Source organism: Mycobacterium shottsii, assembly GCF_010728525.1.
GTDB classification, from domain to species: Bacteria; Actinomycetota; Actinomycetes; order Mycobacteriales; family Mycobacteriaceae; genus Mycobacterium; species Mycobacterium marinum.
On the sequence record NZ_AP022572.1, the window covers coordinates 4,121,022 to 4,133,547 of the forward strand.

A 12,526-nucleotide genomic window follows, 5' to 3' on the forward strand; every position below is an offset into this window, starting at 1 on the left:
CCCACCTGGCCCAAGTACCTCGCCGGTACGGCGGACAGACGCCGAAGAATCTGTAATGTGGCCGTCGAGAAGACCTATGGCAGACAACAATCCGGGCACAGGAATCAGGAGCACGAATGGTCGACTTGCCGCGCAACGAGCAACCGTTCGGCGGAGTTATCAACCCGGTGGTGGCCGACTCCACCCCGGTCACCCCGTCGATCGATTATCCACCCGACGGGGCTCCCAACGTCGTTGTGGTGTTGCTCGACGACGTTGGGTTCGGCGCCCCTTCGACCTTCGGCGGACCAGTGCCTACCCCAACCCTGGACCGCATCGCCCAAGCCGGCTTGCGCTACAACCAATTCCACACCACCGCACTTTGCTCGCCCACCCGCGCCGCGTTGCTGACCGGCCGCAATCACCACAGCGCGCGTATGGGGACGATCTGCGAGATCGCCTACGGGTTCCCCGGCTACGACAGTGTGCTGCCGCAGAGCACCGCCACCATCGCACAGGTCCTGCGCATGAACGGCTACAACACCGCACTGTTCGGCAAAGCGCATTTCACTCCCACCTGGGAGATTGGCCCGGCGGGCCCCTTCGACCGGTGACCCACCGGGCTGGGATTCGAACGCTTCTACGGTTTCCTGGGCGGCGACACGTCACAGTACGAGCCCGCGTTATTTGACCAAACCACGCCGGTTGAACCATACGTCGGGCGCGACGACTACCACCTCACCGAGGATCTTGCCGACAAGGCGATCGAGTGGATTCAGCGGCAACAGACATCCGCGCCGGACAAGCCGTTCCTGCTCTACTTGGCACCCGGCGCAACGCACAGTCCCCACCACGTCTGGCCAGAATGGTCGGACCGGTTCGCCGGACAGTTCGACGAGGGCTGGGACGCGCTGCGCGAGCAGACGTATGCCCACCAGCTCTAGAGGGGAATCATTCCCCCCGGGACCCAACTAACACCACGACCCGAACAAATTCCGGCCTGGGCGGACTACGACGATCGGTACAAGCCGGTGGCGCGTCGCCTGATGGAGGTTTATGCCGGTTTTCTGGCCCATACCGATGCCCAGATAGGCCGTGTCGTCGATGCGATCGACGACCTGGGGCAGTGGGAAAACACCTTGTTCATCTACATCTGCGGCGACAACGGCGCCTCGGCCGAAGGAACGGTGCACGGCGCCTGGAGCTCTCCTTCGTTTCAAAACGGGTTGCCCGAGGACCCCGAATGGCTGCTGGCCCACTTGGCCGATTTCGGCACGGTGCGCTGCGAGAACCACTACAACGTCGGCTGGGCCTGGGCGCTGGACTCACCGTTTCAGTGGATGAAACAGGTGGCATCCCATTTCGGCGGAACTCGCAAGGGGATGGCCGTCTCCTGGCCCCGCGGGATTACCTGCGCGGGGGAGCAGCGCAGCCAGTTTCACCACGTCATCGACGTCGTTCCGACGATCTTGGAGGCCGCCGGAATCGAGATGCCCGAGCGCGTCAACGGTATCGAGCAGAAGCCGATCGAAGGTGTGAGCATGCGCTACTCCTTCGACGAGGCCGATGCCCACAGCCGACGCCGGACCCAGTATTTCGAGATCTTCGGCAATCGCGCCATCTATCACGAAGGTTGGATCGCGTCCTGTTTCCACGGCCGGCTGCCGTGGGTCCGCACCCAGCGAACCAACCCCTTCGGCGACTCCGAGCGCTGGGAGCTCTACCACCTCGCCGACGACTTCAGCCAGGGGGTAGATCTCGCCGAGCAATACTCGGACAAGCTCGCCGAGCTGCGGGCCGTGTTCGACACCGAAGCCCGCAAGTACGACGTCTACCCGCTCAGCGACGCGACGCTGGCCCGCGCGCTGCCCGCTAACCGGCCGAACCTGCTCGCCGGCCGCACCTCGGCTACTTATTACCCCAGCCATGTGCGGATCCCCGAGACCTCGACGCTGCCCTACACCAGCACTTCATTCGAACTGCGGGCGCAGCTGCAGATCCCACGCGGCGGCGCCCAGGGGGTGGTCATCTGCATCGGTGGGTCAATGGGCGGGTGGAGCCTGTATCTGCAAGACGGCATCCCCACGTTCGCCTACAACTACTTGGGCCACGAACTCACCACGGTCGCCGCCACCGATCCGCTTCCCGAGGGCCAGATAACCCTGGCGCTTTCGTTCGACTACGACGGCGGGGGACTCGGGAAGGGCGCGTTGGTCACCTTGGTCGTCGACGGCACCACGGTGGCCAGCGGGCGCGTTGAGCAGACGGTTCCGTTCCGATTTTCAATGAGCGGAGAAACCCTCGATGTTGGACTCGACACCGGCTCACCCGTCGCGCCCTGCGAGCACAGTTTCCCGTTCACCGGCCTTATCCACCGGATCGATGCCAGTGTGAGCCCGCGTCCGGCCGACCTTGCCGCCGCCCTTTCCGACATCGAGATGCGCGCGGCACTGGGCTCCCAATAGATCGCGCTGGTCGGTGACCTACACCGCACCCGTCGGTGATCACGGCAACCCACCCACCGCGTTGCCGTGCTGCCTGAAGCGCTCGCATCGTTAGTGGCTCAAGTTTCACAACCGAACCTGGACACCGGCGCCAGGTTTGGCCCCATCGGCGCGCCGGCTGGTTATTCTCACCCGGTGTCCGCCATGTGGAGCAGCCTTCTGCCGTTGATTCTTGGCAGTCTGCTGGAACCGATCGAACTTGCCATAACCATCATGCTGCTGGGCACGCCCGCGCGTACTCGAACCGCCGGCGCTTGGATCGCCGGCCATGGCTGCACACGTCTGCTGCAGGGCCTGGTCTTCGGCACCATCCTGCACTGGGGAGCTCGCCGCTCTGCACCCAACCACGCGCACCACTGGATTGTGTCGACCGTCCTTCTGATCGTGGCGCTGATATTTCTGGTCACCGCGGCCCGAGAGTTCTTCGGCGATAACGACCCGGAGGCGCCACCGCCCAAGTGGATGGCGATGCCGATGTCGGCGACACCCACCAGGGCGTTCCTCATCGGCGCGGGCCTGGTGACCGTATCGGTGAAATCGTGGGTCTTCACGCTGGCGGCGATCAGCGTGATCGGCAACGCGGGACTGCCACGAGTCGGCAACATGGCTTCCTACGTGCTTTTCGTGTTGCTTGCCCTGAGTACAAATCTGCTCGTGGTAGCCATGGCCGCACTGTTCCCTGATCAGTCGCGCGCCCTGCTGGACCGGATCCAGCGCTGGCTGCAGGACAACGACAGACCGATCATGATCGTGGTGGGATTGGGGTTTGGGATCTGGTTCGGATTCAAGGCCCTGCACGGCCTCGGGGTGATCTAGGTCCCGCAGCCCAGCGATGCGCCAACGGACGGCCAGCCACGATGGTGAGGTGACCGCGCGTCGGCGCGTCCACAACGTATAGAGCATCCCCAACGCCGCGGTGAGCAAACCGTAGAGCGCCACGGCGGCGTGCTCGTCAGCGTTGGGAAAATTGGCCGACGCGATCGCCAACGCGGTCGCGGGATGGCGGCAGCTGCTGGCGAACGCCAACACCGTCGACGATTCCCGGTCGGGGCCGCCCAAGAGATGACCAATGGCGAAGGTGCCAGCAATGAATGCCAACATGGCCACCAAGGTCGATTCACCGATGAGCTTCCACATCTCGGGCGCAGCTGAGATCAGCAGCGCAATCATTGCGATCGGCAGCACCCACTTCTGCGCGCGCTGGATGGGCAGCGCGATGCGGGTTGCCGCATCCGGCCAGCGCGCTCTGATCGCCATCCCGGCGCCCAGCGGGGCCAGCACAGATATGGCCATCAGCTCTCCGATGGCCCCGGGTCTGGAGACGAGTTGGCGCCCGAAGATGTCATCGAGCAACATCGCGGCCATGGTTAGCACGGGAACGACGAGGACGGCGAGGATGATGACCAGGCCCAGGGCGTACTGAACGTGCCCGCCCGCTTTTTCTCCGCGACGCGGCAACAACGGGGGCAGCGGTGACAACGACAGTGTGACAAGCGCAATCGCGATTTGTGGACGCAGCTCCAGCAAGCGAACGAGCAGTATTGCTAGCACGGGTGCAACGATCAGCACGGCCAACACCGAACGGGCCAGCAGACCCGGGCGTCTCAGCACATAGAGCACGTCGGAAAAGTGTGCTGTCAGCCCGTAGCCGAGGATCACCACGAACAGGCTCAACTGAAAGGCGATCTTCGCCGCTTCGACCATCGTCACCGCGCCAGCTTGCCACGACCGGGAGATCGGTGAGACCTGAATGCGTTGCCGGCTAAAGCAATAGCGAGCCTATGGGTGCCAAAGCCGGACCGTAACCAGGTAGAACACCACGGCCCAGGCCCCGTTGACCAGCACTACCAACAGCATTCCGCCGACGTTGGTACGCGGCTGACGAGCGCTGGCCTTCGGCCTGAGCCACCACCCGATGATCGGCATGCTGTAGTAGGGCATGGTGATGTAGCTCATCACAAAGCTGGACAACAGGTTGCCCACCAACATCCCCAACCACAGTGGCATGCGCAGCGGACTGAGCAGCATCGTCAACAACACCACGGTGGGGTAGAGCCCTAACCACACCGCCACCGAAGTCTTGAAATCCGAAGGTGGCGGGGCTGTCTCGTCACCGAGGACGAACCAGCTGCCGAATGACTGATCGATCTTGCGCATCTTGTAGTCCCGGAAGTGCGGGTGGTGCATGAGTTGCTTGCGCGCCTCCGAAGTCAGCCAGGCGTCCAGATGCTCGGCGGTGTCGAATCGATAGCAGATTGTCCACTCGTCTTGGATGCCAGCGACCGGGCGGAACATCTCGGCACCGCGAAAGCCCGCGAACTTGCTTTCGGCTGCCACGATCTCCTTCTGCCAAGCCAGGAACTCATCCACCCGTTCTTCGGGAACCCGGTGCGACACTACGACGGTCATCAGCGCGTCATCAGCCTCGGTACTTCGTGCGATCACCTGACAACTGGCCGGTCCGGCAAAAATCCCCGCCGCCTCACTGACCATGAGCTGGCGGCTGGAACTGTCCAACCAACTTTTCGCGTTTGGAGCCGAGTCGAAGCGATAGACGGCAATCCACTCGGACTGCGCCCCGCCGGGTGGCCGCAGCTCGGAGCCGAGGTAGCCCGGATAGTGCGAGAGCCCCTTGTGAAGCTTCTGCTGCCAAGCCACGTAGTCGTCTTCGCGACCGGAATGTATTGCCTGACCGATGATCACGGTCACCGCGTTGTCGCGTGGCTCGACCGCACGGTAGGACCCGGACCGGTCGCCGCCGGGCGCCTTCCGCCCCATCAACAGCTGCCTTCGTTCGCGCTACGGCCCCGGACATCGCCTGGGGTTGAGTCGGAATATCGCAACTCGTGGTTGCGCCCGCCTGCCCGGCCGGCGCCAACCGATACACCGCCCAGCCTAATCGCCGTGGCCATGGACTGCTCAGGTGTCATCGTTTGTTCCCGTCAACAACTGTTCCCACCAACAACAATCGGTTCAGGCCGGTGAACTTCGGCTCAACCCTAACGCGATGGCGCCACGCCGACCGGAAAACAATCCGAATTTGGAATCCAAATCGGTACTGCCGAACCAAATCCAAATCGGTACTGCCGAACCAATTGTGCACCGCTGTAGCATGTTCGAGCTGGTCGTGTCAACTCTACGTAGACCCCTCCCATGTCAACCATTCTGCTCACGCTGATGTTAGAGTGTCGCGTGCCCAAACTCGTGATCGACCGCGTATCCATAGCAACCGTTGACCCCAAGGCCGCCGAGTTCTCCGAAGGCCACATCATCGTCGAGGACGATCTGATCGTCGCGGTTGGTGATGGACCCGCGCCCGAGGTCCCCGGCGCAACTGTCATCGATGGCCGCGGTTGCCTGGCAACTCCCGGATTGGTCAACACCCACGAGCACCTCTATCAGTGGATCACCCGTGGTTACACCCAGAAGGGGACCTTGTTTCAGTGGCTGACCGAGATGTATCCGGTGTGGGGACGCCTGGACGCTGAGCTGGAGTTCGCTGCCGCCAGCGCGGGGCTGGCCAGGCTCGCCCTGACCGGTTGCACCACGACCATGGATCATCACTATGTCTTCCCGCATGCCGGGGGAGACATGCTGGGCGCGGAGATCGCCGCAGCAAAGCGCATCGGCGTCCGCTTTCATCCGACCCGCGGCTCGATGGACCTCGGCGTCGCATCGGGGGGACTCCCGCCGGAGCACACCGTCGAAGACATCGACACGATCCTGACCACCTGCCAAGACGCCGTACGCGAGCACCACGACCCCACGAAGGGCTCGATGGTGCAGATCTCCCTTGCTCCCTGCTCACCGTTTTCGGTCACCGGTGAATTGATGAAGCAGTCCGCGCTGCTGGCCCGCGACCTTGGGGTGCGGCTGCACACTCATCTTTCGGAGACCGTCGAAGAAGACGAGTTTTGTCTCGCCCAATTCGGTTTCCGGCCAGTTGATTACGTGGAATCGCTGGGCTGGCTGGGAAGTGACGTCTGGATGGCGCACTGCGTGCACCTGTCCGAGGGCGACATCGCCAAGCTCGCCGCTACCGGAACCGGGGTAGCCCACTGCCCGACCTCCAATGGCCGCTTTGGCGCGGGGATCGCCCCGATCCCCGAACTGCTGGCCGCCGATGTAGCGGTCGGATTGGGCGTGGACGGCGCCGGCGCCGAACACCGTGGGCTGGCGAACGAAATGCGCCAGGCCGAGCTGGCGGCCAGATTCCGGCTGGGCCCGCAGGCGCTCGACGCGCGCGAGGCCTTGTGGATGGCGACCGTTGTTGGCGCCCGGTGCCTGGGCCGCGACCAGGACCTCGGGTCCCTCGAGGTCGGCAAGCTGGCCGACATCGCACTCTGGCAGCTGGACGGGCTCGGCCATTCCGATGTCGAAGACCCGGTATGGGCGCTGATCTATGGTCCGCCTGCGCCGTTGCGGCTACTCCTGCTGGGCGGAAACACCGTCGTCGAAGACGGCGAGTTGCGCACCGCCGACACCGAGACCTTGGCAACAGACGCCAAGAACGCCGCGGTGACTCTGCGGGAACGCGGCTAGGTCTGGCCGACGCCGGCCGCTGAGCCCCGCGGCGCATCTGCCGGTAGCCCTCTGATCCCTTTTGACGCAAATCCATTGGGAGCTATGGGATCCGGGGGATCCCGCTAGCCGCAGCCCGCGCCCGTCGCCGAATGAGGAACGGCCGCCAAGGCCGAGTTAGGGCCGATTGGCGCTCAGTCGGCGCCGGACGGCGCAGGACCCAGCTCGGCACCGGGTTGACACCCCAAGTCATAGGGGTCATCGTCGGGTACTTCCCGGCATGTTGGCCGACTCGGCGCGGGGGGCGTGTTCGTTGCGTTCGCGGGGGCCGCAGCGCTCCCGTCCCGGCGCGGGCCGGCTGGCTCTCGGCATTTCGCCGACTCGTCCATGGTCGTCTCACCCATCTGGCCCGCGGCTCTTTCGGAACCGATGCCGGTGCCCGTCACGGTTGGGCACCGGCTGTGATCGCCGACTCGACGGTCTCAGCACTGAGTTCCTTGGTGCAGAAGAACCAGTCTTCGCATTCAACGCCGTCGACCTGACCCTCCATGCGCTCTTTCGCCGTGCCGCACGAGCCCGCGGGGGGCACGATCACCGGGTCACCCGGGCGCCAGTCCGCCGGTGTAGCGACGTCGTAGTGATCGGCAGTCTGCAGGGCCTTGATCACACGAAGGAGCTCGTCGAAATTGCGGCCGAGGCTGAGCGGATAGTAGATGATGGCCCGGATCGTGCCGGTGGGATCGATGACAAACACCGCTCGTACGGCCTTGGTCGAGTCCTCACCAGGCATGATCATCCCGTACTTGCCGGCGATCTCCATCGAGACGTCCTCAATGATCGGGAAGTTGACCTGCACATCGTGCATGTCGCGAAAACTGATATTGTCCTTGATCGTTCGCAGCCATGCGATGTGGCTATAAAGCCCGTCCACGGACAGTCCGACCAACTCGGTGTTGTAGGCCGCGAACTGCTGCTGCATCGACGCGAACGTGATGAACTCGCTTATGCATACGGGGGTGAAGTCGGCCGGATGAGAGAAGAAGATGACCCACTTGCCCGCATAGTCGGCCGGAAAATTGATGGGCCCCTGTGTGGTGACAGCGGTGAACTCCGGAGCCGGATCGCCGATTCGTGGCATGACTGCGGCTGGGGCCGGGGTGTCGGGGTTGGTCATCGTGATGATCCTTTCGCGTATCTCAGCCCGTTCAAAAAATACCCATAGGGGTATATTCCGGCCGTCGGAGTTTCCACCCATCGGGGTTGTTGATGGCCGACGCCGCAGCGCCGGGTTACCGCCGACAACCACGATGGGACCAGGCACGATGCCGATAGTGCTAGTAGGGTGCGGGAGTGCCCGAATACCAGCCGACCAAAGACTCGGTCGCCACCCATCGTGTGCCCGACTGGTTTGAGAACGCGAAGTTTGGCACCTTCATCCACTGGGGTCTTTATTCGGTGCCGGGGTGGGCCCCACTCGAGGCCGACACCCAAGAGTTGATGGCCACCAGGGGGCCGGCGTACTGGCTCAAGCACAACCCCTATGCCGAGTGGTATCAGAACACCATCGGAATCCCCGGCAGCCCGTCGCAGCAGTACCACCTCAAGACCTACGGCTCCAACTTCACCTACGACGACTTCAAGCCGATGTTCAACAAGGCGGTCAAGCAGTTCGATCCCGACTCCTGGGCCGATTTCTTTGTCCGGGCCAACGCCCGCTACGTGGTGCTCACCACCAAGCACCACGACGGATTCACCATGTGGCCCAGCCGGCATCCCAACCCGCACAAGGACTCCTGGCATGCCGGCCGCGATCTGGTCGGAGACCTGACCAGCGCGGTCCGCGACCGGGGCATGAAGATGGGCCTTTATTACTCGGGTGGCTACGACTGGACGTTCAACCCGACCGTCATCACCGACCTACCGGGGATGGCATCCTCGCTCGTACAGACCGACGAGTATGCGCAGTACGCCGACAATCACATCCGCGAGCTCATCAACCGGTACCAGCCGTCTGTGCTGTGGAACGACATCGGCTACCCGCCCAAGTCGAACCTGGCCGAGTTGTTCGCGCATTACTACAACCAGGTGCCCGACGGTGTCATCAACGACCGGTGGGCGCAGTTGCAGCTCCCCAGGGTCCCCGGAATGGAGCCACTGGTCATGGGCGGGCTCGGTCTGGCCAACGCATTGTGGCGGTTCCTGCCCGACCGGGTTCGGGTCTTGGACTTCCCGACCAGCTTCCACTACGACTTCCGCACCCCGGAGTACGCCCAGTACGACGAGATCAAACCGTACAAGTGGGAATCGACCCGCGGTGTGGGCAACTCGTTCGGAAACAACCGCCAAGAGGGTCCCGACCAGATGTTGACCCTCACCGACCTCGCCCGCGGCTTCGCCGACCTGGTGAGCAAGAACGGAAACCTGCTCCTGGGTATCGGGCCCTACCAGGACGGCACCATCCCCGAGTTGCAGGCCAAGCTGCTCGCCGATTTCGGCGCGTGGCTCGACGTGACCGGCGACGCCTACTTCAACACCCGCCCGTGGGCAACCGCGCAAGCCACCGCTACAGATGGAACCCCGCTGCGCTTTACCCAAAAAGAGGACGCCGTCTATGTGACGTTCCTGCAGGCCCCCGGCGAACGCCGGGTCGGGTTGCGTGGACTCACCGGCACTTCGGATACCAAGGTCGAGCTACTCGGCGGTGGCACCCTCGAACATGAATGTGCCGAAGACCGGATCAACGTGACGTTCCCCGACCGATTGGACGTCTGGCCTGCCTACGCCCTCAAGATCACTCCGAAGCCCCATCTGCAAGCTTGATCCCGGCTTCGCCCAATCCGGTGACTTTGGCCTCTAACCAGCCAGCACCGGGGTAGCCGATCATGGCGGCATGACAGTTCGCGGCCGACTGTCGCCTAGGAGCCTAGGAGCCCTCATAATCGATTTCTCTTTGGACACCGAACATTCCATTCTCCACGTACGGCCCGAAACGGCGCTGGAAAAGGAAGATTTCGTCAAGCTCGCTGAAGTGGTGGATCCTCACATCGAAGCGACCGGCGATCTTGCCGGGCTGATTCTCAACGCCCCGTCCTTCCCCGGCTGGGACAGTTTCGGAGCGATGGTCAATCACTTCCGCTTCATTCGGGACCATCAGAAGCACGTGAAGAAAATCGCCGTCGTTACCGACTCCCACCTCGGGGATGTCGCCGAGCATCTGACATCACATTTCGTGTCGGCTGAGGTGCGCCACTTTCCCGCCGGCCAAGTCGAACAAGCACAACAATGGATCCTGGGTGGATCCTAGACGGATTGATGCTCGTAATACCCTGCGCTGCAACGTTGATCGCTGCGTTGCTGGTTCGGGGTCGCTGGATGGGACCGACCCTGCCACGATGGTGAAATGACTGTCGGACCGGGCCCCCCAGAATCGGATTCCAGCCACTGCGACCCCCTTGCCGGATACCCGGTGACGCCACCGCCATTGCCGCGCCCCGTCACCTTCGACCAGCGCTGGAATGACCTGACCTTCGTCCACTGGCCCGTGCTGCCGGACAGCGTCGCGCACATGTACCCGCCCGGCACTCGTCCCGACATCTTCGCCGACGGTCTGACATATCTGGGCTTTGTTCCGTTCGCGATGACCAGCACCAAGATCGGCACCGCGCTCCCGCTCCCATATTTCGGCAGGTTTCTGGAGACCAACATCCGGCTCTACTCGATCGATGACTCCGGGCGCCACGGCGTGTTGTTCCGTTCCTTGGAAACAGCCCGGCTGGCCGTTGTGCCCGTCACCCGGATTGGGATGGGCATTCCTTACACCTGGGCGAAAATGCAGATGACATGGTCGGGCCAGCGCCTGAGCTATGAAAGCGTGCGGCGCTGGCCCCACCGCGGCCTGCGCAGCCTGCTGACGATCCGCGTGGGCGACGCGGTTGAACCGACTCCGCTGGAGACTTGGCTCACCGCGCGCTGGGGAGCGCACACCCGCCATGGGGGACGGACGTGGTGGATGCCCAACGAGCACGGATCGTGGCCGTTGCACTCGGCCGAGATCCTCGAACTCGACGATGAGCTCACCGCGGCCAGCGGGGTGCGGCCGGCCGGCAAACACCTGCGTGCCCTGTTCTCTCCCGGAGTACGAACCTTTTTCGGGCGCCCGTGCGTGGTTCGTTGAATGCGTGGTTCATTGCAAAGCGAGCCGAGCGGCATCCGGATTCGGGGTCAGGGGCAGGTGTACCCGCCGTCGATCACGATGTCCGAGCCGGTCATATAGCTGGAAGCCGCACTGGCTAGGTAGAGGTAGAGGCCGGTGAGTTCTTCGGGCCGGCCCATTCGTCCCAGCGGAATCTTTGGCTCCCATAGGGCGTGGTAGTCCGCCAATGGCTCAACGAGCTCGGTGCGGATGTAGCCCGGGCTGACGCTGTTCACCCGGATCTGGTGCGGAGCCAACTCCACGGCCATGGCTTTGGTCAGATGAACAACCGCCGCCTTGGACGTGCAGTAGTGGCTGACCTGCTGAGGAATGTTGATGATGTGTCCGGACATCGACGCGGTCGTGATGATCGTTCCGCCAATGCCCTGATCGACCATCGCCCGGGCCGCCGCTTGTGCGGTGAGAAAGACACCAGTCACGTTCGTATCCTGAATGCGTTGGAACTCTTCGAGTGGCATGTCCAGCATCGCCTGGACCGAGACGATGCCGGCGTTGCAGACGGCGATGTCGATCCCACCCAGCTCGCCGGTCATCTGGTCGAGCATGCCCCTGACCTGGTCAGGCTGGGTGACATCACAGCGGATAGGCAGCGCCTTGCCGCCGACCCCAGCTATCTCGTCGGCAACCACCTGCAGCGTATCGGAATGCCTTGCCGCAACGGCGACTTGGGCCCCGGCCTCGGCATAGGCCAGCGCCACCTTCTTTCCGATGCCGGTGGACGCCCCGGTGATCAGGGCGCGCTTGCCGCTCAAGTCGAACAGATCCAACACGCTCATTCGCCAGTCCCTTCAGACGGTGACCTCCAACCGAAACACGTTCTAGTGTGTCCGGTATGGGCAGGTTCACCAAGCCCGAGATAGAACAAGCCGTCAGGCACTACACCACCGTCGTCGAGGGGTGCTCAGCCTCCGGTGACTGGCGACCGTTCGCAGATTTGTTCACCGAGGAGGTCGTCTACACCGAACACCACTATGGGGTCTTCCATGGCCGCGAGGCGGTGCGCGAGTGGATCGTTGCGGTCATGGCGCCTTTCCCGCATATGCGCTTTCCCTCGGATTGGACCGCCTACGACGAAGACAACGATGCTGTTGTCCTGATGATCAAGAACAGCCTTGACCACCCGACCGATCCAAACGGTGAGCCGTTCTGGTTCCCGAACTGGACTCGACTCGTCTACGCCGGCGACGGCCTGTTCTGCAGCGAGGAAGACATCTATAACCCCGACCGGGATGCGCCGCGGGTGATAGCTGCCTGGCTGCTGGCCGGCGGCCAGCTCGCCTCCGACCAGATCCTGCAGCCCGGGCCCTAG

At 63.4% G+C, this 12,526-nt stretch carries 9 protein-coding genes and 2 pseudogenes; 7 read left to right on the plus strand and 4 right to left on the minus strand.

Translation table 11 applies throughout. The annotated features are described in order from the left end of the window. Positions 1–116 precede the first annotated feature (116 nt). Positions 117–2,444 (plus strand): annotated as a pseudogene (locus G6N41_RS30105) (arylsulfatase). A 66-nt stretch (positions 2,445–2,510) separates the two neighbouring features. Then, entirely contained in the window at positions 2,511–3,299 is a 789-nt protein-coding gene (locus tag G6N41_RS19045) for a GAP family protein (protein WP_231608595.1), read from the plus strand. Positions 3,300–3,695: 396 nt separating this feature from the next. On the opposite strand, the pseudogene G6N41_RS28905 reads toward G6N41_RS19045, so the two are convergent. Together G6N41_RS28905 and G6N41_RS19055 are read right to left on the minus strand one after the other, a co-directional pair. Then, positions 3,696–4,187 (minus strand): annotated as a pseudogene (locus G6N41_RS28905) (bile acid:sodium symporter family protein); the annotation flags it as partial. A gap of 75 nt (positions 4,188–4,262) precedes the next feature. Continuing rightward, positions 4,263–5,261, minus strand: coding sequence for an antibiotic biosynthesis monooxygenase (locus G6N41_RS19055; RefSeq protein ID WP_020729090.1), 999 nt, complete (start codon positions 5,259–5,261; stop codon positions 4,263–4,265). A gap of 414 nt (positions 5,262–5,675) precedes the next feature. Here G6N41_RS19055 and G6N41_RS19060 point away from each other — a divergent pair, with 414 nt between their 5' ends. Next, the gene (locus G6N41_RS19060; RefSeq protein ID WP_198965377.1) at positions 5,676–7,025 is read left to right on the plus strand and encodes an 8-oxoguanine deaminase; all 1,350 of its coding nucleotides are present in this window, start codon (positions 5,676–5,678) and stop codon (positions 7,023–7,025) included. Between the two features lie 421 nt (positions 7,026–7,446). On the opposite strand, the gene G6N41_RS19065 is transcribed toward G6N41_RS19060, so the two are convergent. Continuing rightward, complete coding sequence (locus tag G6N41_RS19065) at positions 7,447–8,178, minus strand: peroxiredoxin (protein WP_198965378.1); 732 nt, start codon at positions 8,176–8,178, stop codon at positions 7,447–7,449. A 176-nt stretch (positions 8,179–8,354) separates the two neighbouring features. Between G6N41_RS19065 and G6N41_RS19070 the strand changes: the two genes are divergently transcribed. From G6N41_RS19070 to G6N41_RS19080, 3 genes are all read left to right on the plus strand, one after another. Next, the gene (locus G6N41_RS19070) at positions 8,355–9,824 is read left to right on the plus strand and encodes an alpha-L-fucosidase (RefSeq protein ID WP_198965379.1); all 1,470 of its coding nucleotides are present in this window, start codon (positions 8,355–8,357) and stop codon (positions 9,822–9,824) included. A gap of 70 nt (positions 9,825–9,894) precedes the next feature. After that, positions 9,895–10,308, plus strand: a complete 414-nt coding sequence (locus G6N41_RS19075; protein WP_198965380.1) for a SpoIIAA family protein — start codon at positions 9,895–9,897, stop codon at positions 10,306–10,308. Positions 10,309–10,404: 96 nt separating this feature from the next. Next, positions 10,405–11,178, plus strand: coding sequence for a YqjF family protein (locus tag G6N41_RS19080; RefSeq protein ID WP_198965381.1), 774 nt, complete (start codon positions 10,405–10,407; stop codon positions 11,176–11,178). Between the two features lie 47 nt (positions 11,179–11,225). Here the strand turns inward: G6N41_RS19080 and G6N41_RS19085 are convergent, their stop codons facing one another. Then, positions 11,226–11,993, minus strand: a complete 768-nt coding sequence (locus G6N41_RS19085) for an SDR family oxidoreductase (RefSeq protein ID WP_198965382.1) — start codon at positions 11,991–11,993, stop codon at positions 11,226–11,228. A gap of 56 nt (positions 11,994–12,049) precedes the next feature. Here G6N41_RS19085 and G6N41_RS19090 point away from each other — a divergent pair, with 56 nt between their 5' ends. Then, on the plus strand, positions 12,050–12,526 hold the full coding sequence (locus G6N41_RS19090) for a nuclear transport factor 2 family protein (protein ID WP_198965383.1): 477 nt from the start codon (positions 12,050–12,052) through the stop codon (positions 12,524–12,526).